Annotated in this window: 18 protein-coding genes and 1 other RNA gene; 4 read left to right on the top strand and 15 right to left on the bottom strand. The window is 62.7% G+C overall.

Features of this window, described 5'->3' with window-relative positions; genetic code table 11:
- Positions 1-254 precede the first annotated feature (254 nt).
- The 15 genes from AC1Z32_RS24215 to gyrA form a co-directional block, all read right to left on the bottom strand.
- A complete protein-coding gene (locus AC1Z32_RS24215) occupies positions 255-644 on the bottom strand; it encodes a ComEA family DNA-binding protein (RefSeq protein WP_483481246.1) in 390 nt (129 codons plus the stop codon).
- Positions 645-719: 75 nt separating this feature from the next.
- Entirely contained in the window at positions 720-1,712 is a 993-nt protein-coding gene (rfaD, locus tag AC1Z32_RS24220) for an ADP-glyceromanno-heptose 6-epimerase (RefSeq protein WP_483481248.1), read from the bottom strand.
- 19 nt (positions 1,713-1,731) lie between these two features.
- Entirely contained in the window at positions 1,732-2,706 is a 975-nt protein-coding gene (gene rfaE1, locus AC1Z32_RS24225; RefSeq protein ID WP_483481250.1) for a D-glycero-beta-D-manno-heptose-7-phosphate kinase, read from the bottom strand.
- Complete coding sequence (locus AC1Z32_RS24230) at positions 2,672-4,075, bottom strand: UDP-glucose dehydrogenase family protein (RefSeq protein WP_483481252.1); 1,404 nt, start codon at positions 4,073-4,075, stop codon at positions 2,672-2,674. The genes rfaE1 and AC1Z32_RS24230 overlap by 35 nt, the downstream gene beginning before the upstream one ends.
- An 84-nt stretch (positions 4,076-4,159) precedes the next feature.
- Complete coding sequence (lapB, locus tag AC1Z32_RS24235; protein ID WP_483481254.1) at positions 4,160-5,335, bottom strand: lipopolysaccharide assembly protein LapB; 1,176 nt, start codon at positions 5,333-5,335, stop codon at positions 4,160-4,162.
- Positions 5,336-5,377: 42 nt separating this feature from the next.
- Positions 5,378-5,671, bottom strand: coding sequence for a LapA family protein (locus tag AC1Z32_RS24240; protein ID WP_483481256.1), 294 nt, complete (start codon positions 5,669-5,671; stop codon positions 5,378-5,380).
- A 281-nt stretch (positions 5,672-5,952) separates the two neighbouring features.
- Positions 5,953-6,282 carry an integration host factor subunit beta gene (locus AC1Z32_RS24245; protein WP_061179516.1) on the bottom strand — a complete coding sequence of 110 codons (330 nt, stop codon included), beginning with the start codon at positions 6,280-6,282 and terminating at the stop codon, positions 5,953-5,955.
- Between the two features lie 23 nt (positions 6,283-6,305).
- A complete protein-coding gene (gene rpsA / locus AC1Z32_RS24250) occupies positions 6,306-8,036 on the bottom strand; it encodes a 30S ribosomal protein S1 (protein WP_483481258.1) in 1,731 nt (576 codons plus the stop codon).
- 123 nt (positions 8,037-8,159) lie between these two features.
- Positions 8,160-8,840, bottom strand: coding sequence for a (d)CMP kinase (cmk, locus tag AC1Z32_RS24255; protein WP_483481732.1), 681 nt, complete (start codon positions 8,838-8,840; stop codon positions 8,160-8,162).
- 75 nt (positions 8,841-8,915) lie between these two features.
- Positions 8,916-10,220 carry a 3-phosphoshikimate 1-carboxyvinyltransferase gene (aroA, locus tag AC1Z32_RS24260; RefSeq protein ID WP_483481260.1) on the bottom strand — a complete coding sequence of 435 codons (1,305 nt, stop codon included), beginning with the start codon at positions 10,218-10,220 and terminating at the stop codon, positions 8,916-8,918.
- 9 nt (positions 10,221-10,229) lie between these two features.
- On the bottom strand, positions 10,230-11,156 hold the full coding sequence (locus AC1Z32_RS24265; protein WP_483481262.1) for a prephenate dehydrogenase: 927 nt from the start codon (positions 11,154-11,156) through the stop codon (positions 10,230-10,232).
- Between the two features lie 77 nt (positions 11,157-11,233).
- Positions 11,234-12,316, bottom strand: coding sequence for a prephenate dehydratase (gene pheA / locus AC1Z32_RS24270; protein ID WP_483481264.1), 1,083 nt, complete (start codon positions 12,314-12,316; stop codon positions 11,234-11,236).
- A 24-nt stretch (positions 12,317-12,340) separates the two neighbouring features.
- A complete protein-coding gene (gene serC, locus AC1Z32_RS24275; RefSeq protein ID WP_483481266.1) occupies positions 12,341-13,423 on the bottom strand; it encodes a 3-phosphoserine/phosphohydroxythreonine transaminase in 1,083 nt (360 codons plus the stop codon).
- A 198-nt stretch (positions 13,424-13,621) separates the two neighbouring features.
- Positions 13,622-14,233, bottom strand: a complete 612-nt coding sequence (locus AC1Z32_RS24280) for a DUF2059 domain-containing protein (RefSeq protein WP_483481733.1) — start codon at positions 14,231-14,233, stop codon at positions 13,622-13,624.
- 173 nt (positions 14,234-14,406) lie between these two features.
- A complete protein-coding gene (gyrA, locus tag AC1Z32_RS24285; protein WP_483481268.1) occupies positions 14,407-17,061 on the bottom strand; it encodes a DNA gyrase subunit A in 2,655 nt (884 codons plus the stop codon).
- Between the two features lie 715 nt (positions 17,062-17,776).
- Here gyrA and ompA point away from each other — a divergent pair.
- The 4 genes from ompA to ssrA all read left to right on the top strand — a co-directional run bounded on the left by ompA (position 17,777) and on the right by ssrA (position 20,533).
- On the top strand, positions 17,777-18,436 hold the full coding sequence (gene ompA, locus AC1Z32_RS24290; protein WP_483481270.1) for an outer membrane protein OmpA: 660 nt from the start codon (positions 17,777-17,779) through the stop codon (positions 18,434-18,436).
- A gap of 191 nt (positions 18,437-18,627) precedes the next feature.
- Positions 18,628-19,326, top strand: coding sequence for a bifunctional 2-polyprenyl-6-hydroxyphenol methylase/3-demethylubiquinol 3-O-methyltransferase UbiG (gene ubiG / locus AC1Z32_RS24295; protein WP_483481272.1), 699 nt, complete (start codon positions 18,628-18,630; stop codon positions 19,324-19,326).
- A gap of 4 nt (positions 19,327-19,330) precedes the next feature.
- Positions 19,331-20,095 carry a phosphoglycolate phosphatase gene (gph, locus tag AC1Z32_RS24300; protein WP_483481274.1) on the top strand — a complete coding sequence of 255 codons (765 nt, stop codon included), beginning with the start codon at positions 19,331-19,333 and terminating at the stop codon, positions 20,093-20,095.
- 79 nt (positions 20,096-20,174) lie between these two features.
- Positions 20,175-20,533, top strand: a transfer-messenger RNA (tmRNA) gene (gene ssrA, locus AC1Z32_RS24305).
- Positions 20,534-20,817 lie beyond the last annotated feature (284 nt).

The following is a 20,817-nucleotide window of genomic DNA, read 5'->3' on the forward strand; positions in this document are numbered from 1 at the left end:
TCCGCGGCGGGATTTCGATGTAGGGATGCGTCGATTGTAGCCCAGCGGTCCCGTCGATGCCGTCGCACCCCTGATACGCGGATGGTTTGCCGCGCGCGGCCGAAAGTCAAATGACAGATCCGATGCCTCGCGTGCGCGCCGCCCGCGCACGCAAAAAGCCCCGCGGGGAGGCAAGCCGCGGGGAGCCTAAACATCCGAAGGCTGAAGGAGATCGATGGCGCGCCGTGCGCCGTGGCGCGCCCCTGAGTCATCGCTTATTTCTTCACGACGACAGGCTTGGCCGAGGTGGACGCCGAAACCGGCGTCGCGACAGCCGAGTTCGCAGCGCCAGGCGGTGCGGCGTTACCGGACGTGGCGGCCGCCGCCGTCTTCGGCGCGGCGCCGACCGTCAGCCCCTCCGCTTCGAGACGTTGGACAGTCTTGCCGCCCATGCCCTTCACGCGCGTGCTGAGATCGTTGGCGTCCTTGAAGGGGCCGTGTGCCTGACGTTCGTCGAGAATGGCTTTCGCCTTCGCCGGGCCAATGCCTTTGATGCCTCGCAGCGCATCGGAACTGGCGGTATTGACGTCGACGGCCGCGAACGCGCTACCGATGGAAAAGATGAGCGCGAACGCGGCGATCGACGAGAGTGCCTGCTTGAACATGACTGAGTCTCCGTGAAGAACCGGCCGGCGACAGTGCCGACCGCGAGACCCAGTGTAGAGAGACTCGAAACGCGTTTATAGCTGGCCGAATAGCCAACGCACGTAGCGATCGACGCCTTCCTGAACCGTCAGAAACGGCGCGTCGTAACCCGCCGCGCGCAGCTTCGACTGGTCCGCCTGCGTGAAGCATTGGTACTTGCCGCGCAGTGCATCGGGGAAAGGAACGTACTCGATCAGCCCGCGCTGCACGAGCTCCGCGAGCGACAGCGAAGCCTCGCCGTCCAGCGCGCGCAAGGAGTTCACCACCGTCGACGCGATATCGTTGAACGGCTGCGCGCGCCCCGTGCCGAGATTGAAGATGCCCGACTTCTCCGGATGATCGAAGAAGAACAGGTTCACCTTCACGACATCTTCGACCGAGATGAAATCGCGCGTCTGCTCGCCGGCGGCATAGCCGTTGTATTCGCCGAAGAGCTTGACCTTGCCTTCCGAGCGGAACTGGTTGAAGTTGTGGAACGCGACCGACGCCATGCGGCCCTTGTGCGTCTCGCGCGGTCCGTACACGTTGAAGTAGCGAAAGCCGACGATCTGGCTTTTCGCCTTCGGCAGCACTTGCCGCACGATCTGGTCGAAGAGGAACTTCGAATAACCGTAGACGTTGAGCGGCTTCTCGACTTCGCGCTCCTCGACGAAACGGCTCGACCCGCCATACGTGGCCGCCGATGACGCATACAGGAACTGCGCGCCTTGCGCGAGGCACGTATCCATCACGTCGCGGCTGTAGCGGAAATTGTTGTCCATCATGTAGCGGCCGTCGGTTTCCATCGTGTCCGAACAGGCGCCTTCATGAAAGACCGCGCGCACGCGGCCGAAATCGCCGCGCTTGAAGCGCTCGACGAACTCGGTTTTATCGAGGTAATCGTCGATCTCGCAATCGACGAGATTCTTGAACTTGTCGGCGCGCGTGAGGTTGTCGACCGCGATCACGCGGTTCTCGCCACGCTCGTTGAGCGCCTTGACGATATTGCTGCCGATGAATCCGGCAGCGCCGGTAACGATGATGGTCATGGCGATATGTCGGATAAGGTCAGGCGAAGAGTTCGTTGTAGTCGACGGTCGCCGTCCCGAGCTTGCCCACGACGATGCCCGCCGCGCGGTTCGCATAGACGATCGAGTCGACGAGCGGCACGCCCGCGCCCAGCATGGTCGCGACCGTTGCGATGACGGTGTCGCCTGCGCCCGAGACATCATACACTTCGCGTGCCTCGGCCGATGTGTGCAACACCTGGTTCTCCGTGAAGAGCGTCATGCCCTCTTCCGAGCGCGTGAGCAGCAGCGCGGAGAGATCGAGTTTCTCGCGCAGCTTCGTCACGCGCTCGTGCAGGTCTTCCTCGGACTTCCATTGCCCGATCACTTCGCGCAGTTCGGCGCGGTTCGGCGTGATGAGCGTGGCGCCACGATAGCGGTCCCAGTCATCGCCCTTCGGATCGACGAGCACGGGCTTTCCGGCGCGCTTCGCGTCGGCGATCATCTGCGTGACGTGCGTGAGGCCGCCCTTCGCGTAATCGGACATGAGGATCACGTCGTGTTGCGGCAGGATCTCCGCGAAGCGTGCGAGGCAAGCGCGCAGCACTTCGTGATTCGGCGTGTTCTCGAAATCGACGCGCAGCAGTTGCTGCTGGCGCGACAAAACGCGCAGCTTGATCGTCGTGAGCAGCTCGGGATCGCGCTCCAGATGCGCCGCGACCTTGCTTTCGGTGAGCAGCTCGACGACGCGCTCACCGGGCTCGTCGTGGCCGACCACGCACAAAAGCCCCGCCTGCGCGCCGAGCGCCGCCGCATTGCGCGCGACGTTGGCCGCGCCCCCCAGACGATCTTCCTTCCTCTGCACGTGCACCACCGGAACCGGCGCTTCGGGCGAGATGCGGTTGACATCGCCGAACCAGTAGCGGTCGAGCATGACGTCGCCCACCACCAGCACGCGCGCCGCCGAAATGCGCGCGAGCGGCACGACGGGAATATCGGCGTTAGACACGAGAGCCGTTGCGGTCGAGTTCGACATGGGGACGTCCTATTGCATAGTAGTCGATGCCCATCTCGGTCATCGATTCCGGTTCATACAGATTGCGGCCATCGAAGATCACCGGCGTCTTCAGCGCGCTCTTCAAGTGCCCGAAATCGGGGCTCTTGAATTCCTTCCATTCGGTCACGATGACGAGCGCATCCGCCCCCGTCAGCGCGTCCTGCTGCGTCTTCACGAACTGCAGGCGTTTCATGTCCTCGGGGCGATCCGCGAGATCGAGCGCGAACACGCGCTCGGCCTCCTCGCGCGCGACGGGATCGTAGCCGCGCACCGTGGCGCCGCGCTGCAGCAGCGCCTCGATGATGCGCCGGCTCGACGCCTCGCGCATGTCGTCGGTATTGGGCTTGAACGCGAGGCCCCACACGGCGAACGTGCGCCCGCGCAGATCCTCGCCCATGCGCTTCACGATCTTGTTGACGAGCACTTCCTTCTGATCGCTATTGACCGCTTCGACCGCTTCGAGAATGCGCAGCGTCTTGCCGTTCTCGCGCGCCGTCTGCGCGAGCGCCTGCACGTCCTTCGGGAAGCACGAGCCGCCGTAGCCGCAACCCGCGTACAGGAAGTGATAGCCGATACGCGGATCGGAGCCGATGCCGCGCCGCACCGATTCGATATCGGCGCCGACGGTATCCGCGAGGTTCGACAGGTCGTTCATGAACGAGATGCGCGTGGCGAGCATCGCGTTGGCGGCGTACTTCGTGAACTCCGCCGAGCGCACGTCCATGTACAGCGTACGCTCGTGATTGCGGTTGAACGGCACGTAGAGACGCTTCATCTTCTCGCGCGCGAGATCGCCCGCGCGGTCGTCGTCGATGCCAATCACGATGCGGTCCGGGCGCATGAAGTCGTCGACGGCCGCGCCTTCTTTCAGGAACTCCGGATTCGACACGACCGAAAAGCCGTGCTTCTCCGAGCCCTCGAGCCCGCGCGCCTTCAACTCCTCCTCGACGACGCGCTTCACCTGCAGCGCCGTGCCAACCGGCACCGTCGACTTGTCGACGATCACCTTGAACCCGTTCGAATACTTGCCGATGTTGCGCGCCGCCGCAAGTACGTATTGCAGATCCGCGGAGCCGTCTTCGTCGGGCGGCGTACCCACCGCGATGAACTGGATGTCGCCGTGCTCGACGCTCGCTTTCACGTCGGTTGAAAATTGGATGCGGCCCGCCGCCCGCGTGCGCCTCAGCATTTCCTGGAGGCCGGGTTCGTGGATCGGCACGCCGCCATTGTTGAGAATTTCGATCTTGCGCGGATCGACGTCCACGCAAAACACGTCATTGCCGATTTCGGCGAGACACGCGCCGGTCACAAGACCGACGTAACCGGTGCCGACGATGGTTACTTTCATACGCTTTCCGGTGGTTCCTGAAATGGCGGTGGCGGATGCGGCGCATTCACGCGCCGCCCGATTGCATGCTTGCCGCGCGCGGGCTCAGACCGAGCTCGTGATCGGCTCGACGCGACGCGGCGCGTACGTCTCCCAGCCGCTGCAGCCGGGACATTGCCAATAGAATAGCCGCGCGCGGAATCCGCAAGTTTGACACGTGTAGCGAGGCAGATTCTTGGTGCGCTGTTTCACCAGATTACGCATCAGTTCGAGTTCGCCGCGGCGCGGCTCTTCGGCCGTCGCTTCCTGCGCTTCGAGCAGGCGCGTCATGCCCGCGAGATTCGGCGCGCTCTGCATCTGCTTGCGCGCGAGTTCGTGCGCCGCTTCCAGACCGCGCAACTCCTGCACGTGCTTGTACGCGACATCGAGCAAATCGTTCGACGGATAGCGGGTCGCGTAATCGATCAGCAGATCGACGCCCTCGTCCTTGCGCCCGAGCGCGGCGTACCCCTTCATCAGCTTTTCGGCAACGAGCGGCAGATACGCCTCGTTCTGCTCCTCGACGCGCTTCCAGTGCGCGATCGCCGCACCGACGTTGCCCGCGGCGGCTTCGACATCGCCCGCGAGGATCGTCGCGCGCACGTTGTCCGGGTTCGACGCCAGCGCGAGCTTCAGCTCGGCGCGCGCGCCATCCGGATTCTTGCGCTGCAAGGCTTCCTGGGCGAGTTCGCAATGAAAATGCGCGATTTCCATATGCAGCGATGGCGCACCCATCTTTTCGATCTGCTCGGCGGTCGTAATCGACTTCGGCCAGTCCTTCTCGATTTCGTAGATGGTGAGCAGCGCGCGCTGCGCGCCGAGCGAATACTCGCCCGCGTTCAGCGACTTGAAGGTTTCCTCCGCGCGATCGAGCAGGCCCGCCTTCAGGAAGTCCTGCCCGAGCTCGTAAAGCGCGTGGTCACGTTCGGCGACCGGCAAGTCGGCTCGGCTCAGCAGATTCTGATGCACGCGAATGGCGCGGTCCGTCTCGCCGCGGCGGCGGAACAGGTTGCCGAGCGCGAAGTGCAGTTCGATGGTTTCGGGATCGAGCTTGGCGACCTCGATGAACGCATCGATCGCCTTGTCGTGTTGTTCGTTCAGCAGAAAATTGAGGCCGCGAAAGTACGAGCGCGGCAGGTTCGCATTCTCGGACAGCAGCGTTTTCAGGTCATAGCGGGATGCCATCCACCCCAGCGCGAAGGCGACGGGGATGACGAGCAGCCACCAGAAGTCTAGATCCATGCGTTTAGTCGTTGAATGTTGGGTGTCTGCTTGCGCGCCACGTCAGATGAGCGGCGGCATCGGCAGCTCTTCCTTCACCACCGGCGTTTCCCGCGCGACGCGCAGTTCGCGCCTCAGCCGCCCGTTCTCCATGCGCAGGCGCAGCATCGCCGGCACCGCGGAGACGAGCCCCGCCAGCAATCCCACGACGAAAAACGCGAGGCCGATCAGAATCAGCGGCGCTTGCCACGCGTAGCCCGCGAGGAAGTTCAGCGTCGCGGTCTGGGTATTGGCAAGCGCCAGCACCAAAAGCAGCACGAAAACCAGAATGCGGATCAGCCAGACGATGAATTTCATGTAGGGTCTCGCAAGAGCGGTTGCACCAGACGGCCTTCCCTCTCCGGTCGGGCCTGCGCGGTTGAACACCCAGGTCAAAGTGACCGGTATTGTAATTGATGCTCATGAACGCAGGCAGTCGCCGGTTCCGCGCACGAGCTTTTAGCAAGCAACGCACCCGTCGCGCCGGAAACGCCGCGCATAAAAAAAGCACCCCGAAGGGTGCTTTCCTGGTCGATTGCCTCGTGGCCGGACGCCGCGAACTGACCAATCCAAAGGATCATCAGTGGGATGCGCGCCGATCAGAGATCGTCGGCATCGTCGTCATTCGACATCTTCAGCGGCTCGCCCGCGCGACCATCGACGCGTTCGCGCAACTCCTTGCCTGGCTTGAAGTGCGGCACGAATTTCTCCGGCACCAACACCTTCTCACCCGACTTGGGATTGCGCCCGACACGTGACGGACGACGATTGAGCCCGAAGCTGCCGAAGCCGCGAATCTCGATGCGGTGACCGTTGGCCAGGGCCTCCGACATCGCATCGAGCATCGTCTTCACCGCGAAATCCGCATCCTTGAGGACAAGTTGCGGAAATCGCGACGCCAACTGGGCGACCAATTCCGATTTGGTCATACTGCAGCTGTGCCGTTAAGGGCTTAGCTGTTCTGGCCGTCGAGCTTGGCCTTGAGCAGCGCGCCGAGGTTGGTCGTGCCGGTCGCGGCGGCGTTCGAGTCGCCCTGCAGGTTGCGCATGGCTTCCTGCTGTTCGGCCGAATCCTTCGCCTTGATCGACAGGTTGATGCCACGCGACTTACGATCGATGTTGATGATCATCGCGTTGACCTTGTCGCCTTCCTTCAGCACGTTGCGCGCATCTTCCACGCGGTCTTGTGCGATTTCCGAAGCACGCAGGTAGCCTTCGACGTCCGCGTTCAGCGTGACGACAGCACCCTTCGGATCGACCGACTTCACGACGCCATCGACGATTGCGCCCTTGTCGTTGATCGCCACGAAGTTGCTGAACGGATCGCCTTCGAGCTGCTTGATGCCGAGCGAAATGCGTTCCTTCTCGACGTCGATGCCCAGAACCACGGCTTCGACTTCGTCGCCCTTCTTGTACTTGCGGACAGCTTCTTCGCCAGCTTCCGACCACGACAGGTCCGACAGGTGAACCAGACCGTCGATGCCGCCAGGCAGACCGATGAACACGCCGAAGTCGGTGATCGACTTGATGGCGCCGCTGATCTTGTCGCCCTTCTTGAAGTTGCGGCTGAAGTCATCCCACGGATTCGGCTTGCACTGCTTCATGCCGAGGGAGATACGGCGGCGGTCTTCGTCGATTTCGAGAACCATGACTTCGACTTCGTCGCCCAGCTGGACAACCTTCGACGGCGCAACGTTCTTGTTGGTCCAGTCCATTTCCGACACGTGGACCAGGCCTTCGATGCCCGATTCCACTTCGACGAATGCGCCGTAGTCGGTGATGTTGGTGACCTTGCCGAACAGGCGCGTGCCCGACGGGTAGCGGCGGGAAATGCCTTCCCACGGATCGTCGCCGAGCTGCTTGATGCCGAGCGAGACGCGGTTCTTCTCTTGGTCGAACTTGAGGATCTTGGCGGTGACTTCCTGGCCAACCGACAGGACTTCCGACGGGTGACGCACACGGCGCCATGCGATGTCGGTGATGTGCAGCAGGCCGTCGATGCCGCCGAGGTCCACGAACGCGCCGTAGTCGGTGATGTTCTTGACCACGCCTTCGACGATCGCGCCTTCCTTCAGCGTTTCGAGCAGCTTCGCGCGCTCTTCGCCCTGCGTCGCTTCGATGACCGCGCGGCGCGACAGCACCACGTTGTTACGCTTGCGATCGAGCTTGATGACGCGGAATTCGAGCGTCTTGCCTTCGTACGGCGTCGTGTCCTTGACCGGACGCGTGTCGACGAGCGAACCCGGCAGGAACGCGCGGATGCCGTTGACCATCACGGTCATGCCGCCCTTGACCTTGCCGGTGATCGTGCCGGTCACGAGTTCGTTGTTGTCCAGCGCCTTTTCCAGCGACAGCCACGAAGCCAGACGCTTCGCCTTGTCGCGCGACAGAATGGTGTCGCCATAGCCGTTTTCCAGCGCGTCGATCGCGACGGAAACGAAGTCGCCCGCCTGCACTTCCACTTCACCCGCGTCGTTCAGGAATTCTTCGAGCGGAATATAGGCTTCGGACTTGAGACCAGCGTTGACGACCACGAAGTTGTGGTCGACACGCACGACTTCGGCGGAGATCACTTCGCCGGCGCGCATGTCCTGCTTGGTCAGCGACTCTTCGAACAGAGCCGCAAAGGATTCGGTATTCGGGGTGGAGGTTTGCAGGTCGGACATAAAAATCGATATTTGCATGACCTTTGCGCGGTGGTTCGGGATGAACCTGTGAAGCGCAACGCCATACGGGGTTAAAGGGTTTAACACACGCTCCGCTTACGACGGAGCACCTTACTTCTACTTCGCTTCTACTTTGCTTCGTTATACGCGAACTTCGCTGTACCAGCCGATGATCTGTTCGACCGCTTGATCGATCGACAAACCGGAGGTGTCCAGCGTCTTCGCATCCGCCGCGGGCTTGAGCGGCGCGGCGCTCCGGTTCATGTCCCGGTCGTCGCGCGCACGCAAATCGCGCAGCAAGTCATCCATACTAGCAGAAAAACCTTTTTGCATCAATTGCTTATACCGTCTCGCCGCGCGCGCCTCGACGCTCGCGGTCAAAAACACCTTCAGCGTGGCGTCGGGGAAGATGACGGTGCCCATGTCGCGGCCGTCGGCGACGAGCCCCGGGCGTTTGCGAAACGCCCGCTGGCGCGCGACGAGCGCCTGACGCACTTCAGGATGAACGGCGATCGCGGAGGCGCGGTTGCCCACTTCTTCCTGCCGGATTTCACCGGAAACGTCCGCGCCGTCGAGCTGCGCACACCCCTCGCGGAACGTGATATGGAGCGCTTCGACCAGTTTTGCAAGGCCGGGCGCGTCGTCCTTTTCGATCTCGTAGCGGATGCTCGCGAGCGCCGCCAGCCGGTAGAGCGCGCCACTGTCGAGCAGGTGAAAGCCGAGCGTCGCCGCGACGATCGCCGCGACGGTGCCCTTGCCCGACGCCGTCGGCCCGTCGATGGTGATCACTGGAGTAGGGTCGAATGGACGGGTCGGTTTCATCGAATCTGGCCGGTCTGGCCCGTTATTACGGTCATGGAAGTCGAATTCATCGCGTTTCACGGTACTGCGCTCCGGTTACGCTTTCACGAGCGTCGAAAAACGGTCGAAATAGTCCGGGAACGTCTTGTTGACGCACTTCGGATCGTTGATGCGCACCGGCACGCCGCCGAGACTCACGAGCGAGAAGCACATCGCCATGCGGTGATCGTCGTAGGTGTCGATGGCGGCGCCGGCGTTCAGCGCCGCGGGCGGCGTGACGACGAGATAGTCCGCGCCCTCTTCCACCGTCGCGCCGACCTTGCGCAGTTCGGCCGCCATCGCGGCGATGCGGTCGGTTTCCTTCACGCGCCAGCTCGCGATATTGCGCAGCGTCGTCGTGCCGCTCGCGAAGAGCGCGGCGACGGCAATGGTCATCGCGGCATCGGGAATCAGGTTGAAATCCATGTCGATGGGCGCGAGCCGGCCGTCGTCGGACTCGACGCCGCGCACTTCGATCCAGTCGTCGCCCATCATGACGTTCGCGCCCATGCGATTCAGCGCATCCGCGAAACCGACGTCGCCCTGAATGCTCGCGCGCCCGACGCCTTCCACGCGCACCGGCCCGTGGCCGATCGCGCCCGCCGCCAGGAAATACGATGCCGACGACGCATCGCCTTCGACCATGATCGCGCCCGGCGACTTGTAGCTCACGCCGGCCGGAACCGTGAAACTCGCCCAGCCGTCGCGCTCGACGGTCACGCCGAAGCGCTCCATCAGGCGGATCGTGATTTCGATGTACGGCTTCGAGATGAGTTCGCCTTCGATCTCGATCGTAACGGGACCGTTTCGGCCTTCGACCACGGGCAGGCTCATCAGCAGCGCGGTGAGGAACTGGCTCGACACGTCGCCGCGCACGCGGATGGGCTTGTCGATCGCGATCTTCGCCGCGTGGATCTTCAGCGGCGGGAAGCCTTCGTTAAGCTCGTAATCGATCTTCGCGCCGATCTGACGCAGCCCGTCGACGAGATCGCCGATCGGCCGCTCGTGCATGCGCGGCACGCCGTGCACGCGATATTCGCCGCCGTTGACCGCGAGCGCCGCGGTGAGCGGACGCACCGCCGTGCCCGCGTTGCCGAGAAACAGCTCCGCCGATTTCGACGGAAACGCGCCGCCCGTCCCGCCGATGATCACGCGCTCGCCGTCCTCGCGGACATCGACGCCGAGATCCTTGAGCGCGGCGATCATCACGCGGGTGTCGTCGGAATCGAGCAGATTGGTGATCGACGTCTCGCCGCTCGACAAGGCCGCGAGCAGGAGCACGCGGTTCGAAATGCTCTTCGAGCCGGGCAAGCGCACCGTGCCGGACGCGCGGGAGAAAGGTCCGAGATCGAGATGTTCCATAGTGTGTCCTTATTTCGCGGCGACGTCGTTGGAAGGCTTGATGCCGCCGCGTTCCTGCCATTCTTTCCGGGCGATGCGCGAACGCGCGAACGCGGCTTCGAGCGCCGCGCCATCCGATGCGTCGATCGCCGCGCGAAAGCGCGCGAGCACGGCGGTGTAATCGTCGAGTTCGGCGAGCAGCGCGGCGCGGTTCGCGAGGCAGATATCGCGCCACATTTCCGGGCTCGAAGCCGCGATGCGCGTGAAATCGCGGAAACCGCCCGCCGCGAAGGAGAACTTCAGTTCGGCGTCGGGCGTATCGAGAATCTGATCGACGAGTGCGAACGAGAGCACGTGCGGCAAATGACTCACCGACGCGAACACGCGATCGTGCTGCGCCTCACTCATCTCACGCACGCAGGCGCCCGTCGCGCGCCACATCGACGCGACGCGTTCCACGTCGTCCGCCGCGTTTTCCGGCAGCGGGCACAGCACCACGTTGCGGTCGACGTAAAGCTCCGGCAGCGCCGCATCCACACCGCTCGATTCGCGCCCGGCGATCGGATGCCCCGGCACGAACTGCGCGACGCGCGCGCCCAGCGCCCGCTTCGCCGCGGCGACGACATCCGTTTTCGTGCTGCCGGCGTCGGTGACGATGGTCCGCGCATCGAGAAACGGCGCGAGACGCGCGAGCAGCGGTTCGGTCTGCGCGACGGGCGCCGCGAGCAGCACGATATCGGCGTCTTGCAGCGCGTTCGACAGCGCGGTGTCGTCGTCGAGGGCGGCGGCTTCGTCGATCACGCCGAGCTCGATCGCGCGTCCGACCGACGCAGCCGAGCGCCCCACGCCGACGACACGCCCCGCGAGCCCCGCGCGCTCACGCAACGCGCGCGCGAGCGATCCGCCGATCAGGCCGACGCCGAAAATAACCAGTTTGTTGAAAGAGAACGCAGCCACGGGACATCGATAAAAACGCGTCGTCCGACGCAGGGAAACCGGACCGCCGCGATCGCACGCGGCGGCAACGAGCAGAATCAGCGAGCCCGAGGATACGAGCCGAGGATCTTCAGGAACGCGGCCTTGCGCCCCAGCTCCTCCAGCGCGGCGGTCACAGCCGGATCGTCGCGATGGCCTTCGATGTCGATATAGAAGTAATACTCCCACGTGCCCGAGCGGGCCGGACGCGATTCGAAGCGCGTCATCGAGACGCCGTGCTTCGCGAGCGGCTCCAGCAGCTTGAACACCGCGCCGGATTCGTTCTTCACCGTGACGATGAGCGAGGTCTGATCGTGACCGCTCGAATCGGTCGGCTGCTTGCCGATGATCGCGAAGCGCGTGCGATTGTGCGGATCGTCCTGAATCATCGAGAACACCACGCCGAGACCGTAGTGCGTCGCGGCGCGGTCGCCGGCGATGGCCGCGACGGTCGGATCCTCGACCGCCATGCGCGCCGCCTCCGCGTTGCTCGACACCGCCTTGCGCTCCAGATGCGGCGCGTTCGCGGTCAGCCAGCGCTGGCACTGCGCGAGCGCCTGCGGATGCGCGCACACGCGCGTCACGCCATCGAGCGTGCCGGACGCGGTCAGCAGGTTGTGATGGATCGGCAACGCGAGCTCGCCGCCGATCACGAGCGACGTCTGCAACAGCAGATCGAGCGTGCGCGACACCGCGCCTTCCGCCGAATTCTCGACCGGCACGACGCCGTATTGTGCCGCGCCCGCTTCGACCGCGCGAAAGACTTCGTCGATGGACGGGCACGGCACGCCCTGAATCGAATGCCCGAAGTACTCGAACATCGCCTGTTCGCTGTACGTGCCGACGGGACCGAGGAACGCGGCGCTGATGGTCTGCTCGAGCGCGCGGCTCGCGGCCATGATCTCGCGCCAGATCGACGCGATGTGCTCGTCGGCGAGCGGGCCGTCGCTCATTTCCTGCAAGCGCGCGATGACTTGCATCTCGCGCTCCGGACGAAACACGGGCGCGTTGAAATGCTTCTTCACTTCGCCGACTTCCAGCGCGACGGAAGCGCGCTGATTCAGAAGCGCGATGAGTTGCGCGTCGAGCACGTCGATGCGCTCACGCAGCGGTTTGAGTCTTGAATTGAGATCGTCGTCCATGCGGTGCTTGGTGTCTGATGCGGTTTAAGCGCTGGTGCGCTCGAATTCCTTCATGTAATCGACGAGCGCCCTAACGCCCTCGATCGGCACCGCGTTGTAGATCGATGCCCGCATGCCGCCGACGGACTTGTGGCCCTTCAGTTGCAACAGCCCGCGCGCCTTCGCGCCGGCCAGGAAATCCAGATTGCGCGATTCGTCGGCGAGGAAGAACGGCACGTTCATGCGCGAACGATTCGGCCGCTCGACCTTGTTGACGTAGAAATCGCTGGAATCGATGGTGTCGTAGAGCAACGTCGCTTTCTCGACGTTGCGCTTTTCGATCGCTTCGAGGCCGCCCTGCTTCTTCAGCCATTTGAAGACGAGCCCCGCGATGTAGATCGCGTAAGTGGGCGGCGTGTTGTACATCGAGTTGTTTTCCGCGACGATCTTCCATTCGAACGCCGACGGACAGATGGCCAGCGCGCGGTCGAGCAGATCCTCGCGCACGATCACGACGGTCACGCCCGCCATGCCGATGTTCTTCTGCGCGCCGCCGAAGAGCACGCCGTACTTGGCGATGTCCATCGGGCGCGACAGGATGTGCGACGAAGCGTCCGCGACGAGCGGAATGTCGCCCAGATCCGGAATCTCGAAGGCTTCGACGCCGTCGATGGTTTCGTTCGAGCACAGATGCACGTAGGCCGGATCGTCCGACAACTGCCATTCGTTGAAGCCCGGCACGCGCGTGAAGCCCTGTTCGGTCTTGCCGCTCGCCGCCAGATGCGGCGTGCCGTATTTCTGCGCTTCCTTGAACGATTTCGTCGACCAGGAGCCGGTCACGACGAAATCGGCGGTTTGCTTCTTGCCGAGCAGGTTCATCGGCACGATCGCGTTTTCGCCGATGCCGCCGCCCTGCAGAAACAGAATCCGATGCGATGCCGGCACCTTCAACAGCTCGCGCAAGTCGGTGAGCGCCGCTTCGTGGATCGACATGAACTCCGCGCCGCGGTGGCTCATTTCCATCACGCTCATGCCGCTGCCTTGCCAGTCGAGCATTTCATCGGCTGCTTGCCTCAATACTTCTTCTGGCATGGCGGCGGGGCCGGCGGAGAAATTGAACACGCGCATCTGGAGGATCCCGGAATTCCGAACTGGCAGGCGCGAAAGCAACGGCAAACGGAACGATGACCGCGTTTTCGCACCCGAAAAAGAAATGGCTGCTTGCGCTCGCGCGCAAACAGCCATTATCGCACTGTCCTGAAAACCCGCCAATGCGCGGGGCGGAGAGCCCCTCAGCGGATTTTCGTCAGGACGATGCCACCGTGCTTACTTGCCCGGCTTGACGCTCGCCACTTCCTGATCGGCTTGCGCGCGCGTCGCCTTGATGGCTTGCGGCATGTACTTCTGCATCAGGCCGTTCACGACGTCGCGGCCAACCTGGTCCTGAACCTGGATGAACTTGCGGCCGGTCGGGCTCTTGTAGAAGTTGGTCAGATCCTTGATCTCGTCCGTCGAGTAGTACTTGGCGTATGCCTCGTACTGAGCCTGCATTGCATCCTTGCGGAATGCGTCCGTCGCGAAGACCTGGCCAGCGGAATCGACGAGCTTCGGCACTGCGTTCTTCTGCAGCGCCGGCACGGCAGCCTGCTTCTGCTTGTCGTTCAGCGTCTTGTTCTCGGACAGCGCGTCCGAGAGGATCGCCGGGACGAGTTGCTTCGATTGCATCTGCGCGCTGTTACCGATCGCACCGACCAGTTTCTGCGCGTCGATTGCTTCGAGCAGGTCTTTGATCGCGGCTTGCTTGGCCGGATCAACCGGTGCTGCTGCGGCCGCCGGTGCGGCCGACTGTGCAGGCGCCTGGTTCTGAAGCGACTGAGCCATCGCGAAAGTCGGCACGAAAGCGGCCAGCAACATCCACTGCTTGAAACGTCCTTGCATCATTACTCCCTGTAAAAAATTTCCAGTTCGCCACTGGCGACGAGCTTTTGCGCGTCGGTCCGATGCCGGCCTCGCCTGATGCGAGGCGCAAGCGCCGGCACGAGTTCAAGTCGCGCAGCTTAACCAATTCGAGCTTTCAAAAGCGATACGAGAGACCCGCGACACAAAAAGTATCAGGCGCTTTCTCCGCCTTCACCGTTTTCCGTGTCGCCCGGCCGGGCTGCATCGTTCGAACCCGAGTCCGAGCCGGCGTCACCTTCGAGCTCGGCCTCGGCTTCAGCTTCGGCGATATGCTGCAGTCCCGACAACTTCGTTCCCTCGTCGAGGCTGATGAGTGTAACACCTTGCGTAGCCCGGCCCATCTCGCGGATTTCCGAAACTCGCGTGCGAATGAGCACGCCGGACGTGGTGATCAGCATGATCTCGCTTTCCGGCTCGACGAGAGTCGCCGCGACGACACGGCCATTGCGCTCCGATGTCTGGATCGCGATCATACCCTTCGTGCCGCGGCCATGACGCGTGTACTCGTTGATCGGCGTGCGCTTGCCGTAGCCGTTCTCGGTGGCCGTGAGCACCGACTGGTTCTCGCCGCCCGCGACCAGCATCGCGATGACCTGCTGCCCGTCTTCCAGTTGCATGCCGCGCACGCCGCGTGCCTCGCGGCCCATCGCGCGCACGTCGTTTTCGTCGAAACGGACGGCCTTGCCCGCATCCGAGAACAGCATGACATCGTGCTCGCCATCGGTGATCGCCGCGCCGATGAGGAAATCGCCCTCGTCGAGCCCGACCGCGATGATGCCCTTCTTCATCGGACGGCTGAATGCTTCGAGCGGCGTCTTCTTGACGGTGCCGAGCGACGTGGCCATGAACACGTACTTGTCCGCCGAGAATTCCTTCACCGGCAGCACGACGTTGATCTTCTCGCCGTCCTGCAGCGGGAACATGTTGACGATCGGACGGCCGCGCGCGTTGCGCGAGCCCTGCGGCACTTCATAAACCTTGACCCAGTAGACGCGGCCGCGGTTCGAGAAGCACAGCATGTGATCGTGCGTGTTCGCGATGAAGAGCGTGTCGATCCAGTCGTCTTCCTTCATCTGCGTCGCCTGCTTGCCGCGTCCGCCGCGCTTCTGCGCGCGATATTCGGAAAGCGGCTGCGACTTCACGTAGCCCGAGTGCGACATGGTCACGACCATTTCCTGCGGCGTGATCAGGTCTTCGGTGTTGAGTTCCGTCGCGTTCATCTCGATGCGCGAGCGGCGGTCGTCGCCGAACTCGGCGCGCACCTGGCCCAGCTCCTCGACGATCATCTGGCGGATACGCTCCGGCCGCGCGAGGATGTCGAGCAGGTCGGCGATCTGCGCCATCACGTCGCGATACTCGCTCGTGATCTTGTCCTGTTCGAGACCGGTCAGGCGCTGCAGACGCATCTGCAGGATTTCCTGCGCCTGGACGTCCGACAATTTATACAGACCGTCCGCCTGGAGGCCGTAGGCCGGGTTCAACCCTTCCGGACGATATGCCAGGCGGCCGCCCGACGCCTCGGTCTCGGCGCGCGTCAGCATGTCGCGCACGAGCGACGAATCCCACGGGCGCGCCATCAATTCCTGCTTCGCGATAGGCGGCGTCGGCGCGGCCTTGATGATCGCGATGAATTCGTCGATGTTCGCGAGCGCGACGGCGAGACCTTCGAGCACGTGCCCGCGGTCGCGCGCCTTGCGCAGTTCGTATACAGTGCGCCGCGTCAGCACTTCCCGCCGATGCGACAGGAAGCACTCGATCATTTCCTTCAGGTTCAGCAGCTTGGGCTGGCCATCGACGAGCGCGACCAGGTTCATGCCGAACGTATCCTGAAGCTGCGTCTGCTTGTACAGGTTGTTCAGAATGACTTCCGGCACTTCCCCGCGCTTCAGCTCGATCACGACGCGCATGCCGCTCTTGTCGGATTCGTCGCGGATATCGGAAATGCCTTCCAGCTTCTTCTCGTTGACGAGCTCGGCGATGCGCTCGAGCAACGTGCGCTTGTTCACCTGATACGGAATCTCGTCGACGATGATCGCCATGCGCTGACCGCGGTCGATCTCCTCGAAGTGCGTGGCCGCGCGCATGACGACGCGTCCGCGTCCCGTGCGGTAGCCGTCGCGCACGCCCGCGACGCCGTAGATGATGCCGGCCGTCGGGAAGTCCGGCGCCGGCACGATCTCGATGAGCTCGTCGACGGTGGCTTCGGGCGTATTCAGCAGATGCAGGCAAGCATCGACGATTTCGCGCAGATTGTGCGGCGGAATGTTGGTCGCCATGCCGACCGCAATGCCCGCCGATCCGTTGATCAGCAGGTTGGGAATGCGCGCCGGGAGAACGAGCGGCTCGTTTTCGCTGCCGTCGTAGTTCGGACCGAAGTCGACGGTTTCCTTGTCGATGTCGGCCAGCAGTTCGTGGCCGATCTTCGCCATGCGGATTTCGGTGTAGCGCATGGCCGCGGCATTGTCGCCGTCGACCGAACCGAAGTTGCCCTGTCCGTCCACCAGCATGTAGCGCAGCGAGAACGGCTGCGCCATGCGAACGATCGTCTCGTAGACGGAGGCGTCGCCGTGAGGATGGTATTTACCGATGACGTCGCCGACGATACGCGCCGATTTCTTGTACGGGCGGTTCCAGTCGTTGTTCAGCTCGTGCATCGAGTAGAGCGCCCGACGGTGCACCGGCTTCAAGCCATCGCGGACATCGGGAAGCGCGCGCCCGACGATCACGCTCATCGCGTAATCGAGATACGAACGGCGCATTTCCTCCTCTAGGGAGATTGGCAGAGTCTCTTTGGCGAATTGATCCATTATCCGTGTCTTGAACTTTGCAGCGGCGACACGGCAGCGCGCGCGGCGATTCGCGAGACCCGCCCGCCAGCCGCGCGACATGCGCCGGCGTGGCGCGTAGCCGACGTACGCTGCGCGCCGCGTATGCAGCGCATGCCTTTTTTTGTGCTGCGAACGCAACACAATCAGAAGATTCTACCATGCGCGACATTCGCACCCGGACGCGTGCTGTATACATACAGTGTGGCGGCTAAACACACTGTATGACAAAGCGGCCATCCGCAATGTGTACGCCAACTTCGCAATGCGCAACGCTGTACCAATTACTTACAAAAAGCGCGGAACGTATTCCGTCAATTCGTCATCTTGGCGGGCTATCATGCCGCCTCGCCGTTTTGCTAATCGCAAAAGTACCCGCGATAAAAATACGCAGGAAATCGCTTTCGGGCACGCAATGTGCGCACGTTTCGCGCCTTCTTTCGCCCTGACCGCCTCCTGTCCCCTTCTTGTTGCGCATGCACCACATACGGTTGCGAGCGTGCTGCGTGCGGGGATATTTTTATCGTTGCAAGGGAACGATATGGCAAAATGCCAACGCACAAAGTTAGACACTGCTCGAAGTCTACACAGCGCGTTTTGTTCCGTAGGGAATGTTATACTTCGAGCAATGTATGACTTGTCTTCGTCTACAGGCTCGCAGTAAACCTGCGGTAATCTCAATTTCGAGAGGAGAAATATGAATAAACTTTCAAAGCTCGCGTTCATTGCAGCTACCGCAGTTATGGCTGCATCGGCCTCGGCACAGTCCGTGCCGGCCTCGCGACAAGCCGTGAATGACAACTGGGTGAACGGTACGGGCGAGTATGTGTGGATGAACGGCACGAACGAACTGTGCTGGCGCGACGCATTCTGGACCCCGGCTACGGCGAACGCAAAGTGCGATGGCGCGCTGGTCGCGCAAGCACCGACGCCGCCGGCACCGGTCGCTCCGCCGCCCGCTATCACGAGCCAGAAGGTTACCTATCAGGCTGACGCGCTGTTCGACTTCGACAAGGCAGTCCTGAAGCCGGCTGGTAAGGAAAAGCTTGACGATCTCGCATCGAAGATCGGCGCGCTGAACCTCGAAGTCGTGGTTGCAACGGGTTACACCGACCGCATCGGTTCGGACAAGTACAACGACCGTCTGTCGCTGCGCCGTGCGCAAGCTGTGAAGGCTTACCTGGTCAGCAAGGGCATCGAAGCCAACCGTATCTACACGGAAGGCAAGGGCAAGCGCGACCCGGTCACGAAGGGTTCCTGCACGCAGAAGAACCGCAAGCAACTCATCGCCTGCCTCGCACCGGATCGTCGCGTGGAAGTCGAAGTTGTCGGTACGACGCGTCAGCCGCAGCAGTAATCGCGAGCTGGATTGCCGCAGATCAAACCCCCGCCTCGGCGGGGGTTTTTTTATTCCCGAAGCTTTTCGCCCGGCCGTTGAGTTGGCCGCCGATTCGGGTAGGCTTCCCTATTCCGCTTTTTGCCCGCCCATTGCGGCGCCTATATACTCGGTCCTAATCGATTCACGACCCAACAAGGCACTTTCCGAACATGACCAATGTCGATCCCCACGAACTGCAGAAATTCAGCGAGCTCGCGCATCGCTGGTGGGACCCGAACGCCGAGTTCAAGCCGCTGCACGAACTGAACCCGGTACGGCTCGACTGGATCGATGCACATGCGCATTTGATGAGCAAGCGCGTCCTCGACATCGGCTGCGGCGGCGGCATTCTGTCCGAGTCGATGGCAACGCGCGGCGCGAGCGTGAAAGGCATCGACTTGTCGTCGAGCGCGCTGGGCGTCGCCGATTTGCATAGCCTCGAAAGCGGTGTCGAAGTGGCGTATGAAGAGATTTCGGCCGAGGCGCTCGCCGCGCGCGAACCCGGTTCTTACGATGTCGTCACCTGCATGGAAATGCTCGAGCACGTGCCGAATCCCGCGGGCACCGTCGCGGCATGCGCCGCGCTCGTGAAGCCGGGCGGCTGGGTATTCTTCTCCACGCTGAACCGCAACGCGAAGGCGTATCTGTTCGCTGTCATCGGCGCGGAATACATCGCGCGCATGCTCCCGCGCGGCACGCACGATTACGCGCGCTTCATCAAGCCCTCAGAGCTTGCCACGTTCGCGCGCACGGCTTCGCTTCAGCCCGTCGACATCAAGGGCATCACGTATCGGCCGATCTCCAAGCACTTCGGCCTGTCAAACGACACGAGCATCAACTACATGATGGCTTGCCGCCGCGAAGCCTGACGCCATGATCAACGAAGATCCCTTGTCCACGGGCACCATCGATACCAAGCCCCTCCCGGAAGATACAACTCCCCTGCCCCAGCGTCTCGCAGAAGGCGACGGCCTCGGGCTGTGCCAGGCCGTGCTGTTCGACCTCGACGGCACCATCGCCGATACCGCGCCCGATCTCGTCGCCGCGGTCAACAAGATGCGCCACGACCGCGGCCTTGAGATGCGTCCGCTAGAAACGCTGCGTCCGTATGCGTCGGCGGGCGCGCGCGGCCTGCTGGGCGGTGCATTCGAGATCGGGCCGGAGCATCATGAGTTCACCGCGATGCGCGACGAATTCCTCGCCAATTACGAAGCGGATCTGTGCATCGAGACGACGCTCTTTCCGGGCATCGCCGAGATCCTCGATCAACTCGATGCGCGCGGCATACGCTGGGGCATTGTCACGAACAAGGTGACGCGGCTCGCGGCGCCGCTAGTCGGCCTGCTCGGCCTCGATACGCGCGCGGGCTGCCTCGTGTGCGGCGACACCACGCCGCATTCGAAACCGCATCCGGCGCCGCTTTTGCACGCGGCGGAACTCCTGGATGTTGCGCCGGAGCGCATCGTCTATGTCGGCGACGACCTGCGCGACGTGCAGGCCGGCTTCGCGGCGGGCATGATCACCGTGGCGGCGGCTTACGGCTACTGCGGTGATGACATTCCGCCGCGCCGCTGGCACGCCAATCACGTGGTCGATTCGCCGGAAGAACTGCAGCATCTGCTGCGCGATATCGCGTGAGCCCCGGAGCGAAAGCAGCGTCTTGAAGCGCGTCATTCGCCTCATATGGTTTTTCGTGGGATAATTTCAGTTCCGCTTCGGGGGCGACCTGGTTTCGACAGGGGTTGTGAAGCGGTCAGGGCATACCGAGGACCCGTCACCTCGTTAATCAATGGGAAAAACGTAACTGCAAACGACGATACGTTCGCACTGGCAGCCTAAGGGCTAGCCGTCCTCTCACTAATTCGCTGACGGGTTAGGGTAGCAATACCACGAGAGGTCATATACGTCAGATAAGCCTTTGCGGCGTCACGACGCCAAGGTCGAAAATTTAGTGAATCGCCGTAACGCAGCGTGTTCGTCCGCGTCGTTGCGGTTAAATCAAAAGACAGAACTAAGTATGTAGAACTGGTCGTAGAGCGCTTCTGGACGCGGGTTCGATTCCCGCCGCCTCCACCAAAACACCCCGCTGAAACCCGCGATCGCGCAAGCATCGCGGGTTTTTTCTTTGCCTCGCGGCAGGCGAAAAAAAGCCCCGCGCGAGGCGGGGCAAACATCCTTGAGAGACGTAGCGAAGACAGAGACAGCCTTCACTACATCCGACAGAATAGGCGGTCCGGCAACGTGCTCGTATCAGACCGGTCTGAATGACGCTGCTTCATGTCAATGATCAGCGTCTCTACGCGTCTCGTCCGGTCACGCTCTGCTCAAGCGCGACTAATCAGAACCTTCTTATTTTCAAC

It is taken from the genome of Caballeronia sp. 11_S32 (assembly GCF_056930355.1).

Coding starts and splice junctions, on each gene's coding strand:
- AC1Z32_RS24215 (WP_483481246.1), bottom strand. CDS start 644: ATGTTCAAGCAGGCACTCTCGTCGATCGCCGCGTTCGCGCTCATCTTT.
- rfaD (WP_483481248.1), bottom strand. CDS start 1,712: ATGACCATCATCGTTACCGGCGCTGCCGGATTCATCGGCAGCAATATC.
- rfaE1 (WP_483481250.1), bottom strand. CDS start 2,706: ATGTCGAACTCGACCGCAACGGCTCTCGTGTCTAACGCCGATATTCCC.
- AC1Z32_RS24230 (WP_483481252.1), bottom strand. CDS start 4,075: ATGAAAGTAACCATCGTCGGCACCGGTTACGTCGGTCTTGTGACCGGC.
- lapB (WP_483481254.1), bottom strand. CDS start 5,335: ATGGATCTAGACTTCTGGTGGCTGCTCGTCATCCCCGTCGCCTTCGCG.
- AC1Z32_RS24240 (WP_483481256.1), bottom strand. CDS start 5,671: ATGAAATTCATCGTCTGGCTGATCCGCATTCTGGTTTTCGTGCTGCTT.
- AC1Z32_RS24245 (WP_061179516.1), bottom strand. CDS start 6,282: ATGACCAAATCGGAATTGGTCGCCCAGTTGGCGTCGCGATTTCCGCAA.
- rpsA (WP_483481258.1), bottom strand. CDS start 8,036: ATGCAAATATCGATTTTTATGTCCGACCTGCAAACCTCCACCCCGAAT.
- cmk (WP_483481732.1), bottom strand. CDS start 8,840: ATGAAACCGACCCGTCCATTCGACCCTACTCCAGTGATCACCATCGAC.
- aroA (WP_483481260.1), bottom strand. CDS start 10,220: ATGGAACATCTCGATCTCGGACCTTTCTCCCGCGCGTCCGGCACGGTG.
- pheA (WP_483481264.1), bottom strand. CDS start 12,316: ATGGACGACGATCTCAATTCAAGACTCAAACCGCTGCGTGAGCGCATC.
- serC (WP_483481266.1), bottom strand. CDS start 13,423: ATGCGCGTGTTCAATTTCTCCGCCGGCCCCGCCGCCATGCCAGAAGAA.
- AC1Z32_RS24280 (WP_483481733.1), bottom strand. CDS start 14,233: ATGCAAGGACGTTTCAAGCAGTGGATGTTGCTGGCCGCTTTCGTGCCG.
- gyrA (WP_483481268.1), bottom strand. CDS start 17,061: ATGGATCAATTCGCCAAAGAGACTCTGCCAATCTCCCTAGAGGAGGAA.
- ompA (WP_483481270.1), top strand. CDS start 17,777: ATGAATAAACTTTCAAAGCTCGCGTTCATTGCAGCTACCGCAGTTATG.
- ubiG (WP_483481272.1), top strand. CDS start 18,628: ATGACCAATGTCGATCCCCACGAACTGCAGAAATTCAGCGAGCTCGCG.
- gph (WP_483481274.1), top strand. CDS start 19,331: ATGATCAACGAAGATCCCTTGTCCACGGGCACCATCGATACCAAGCCC.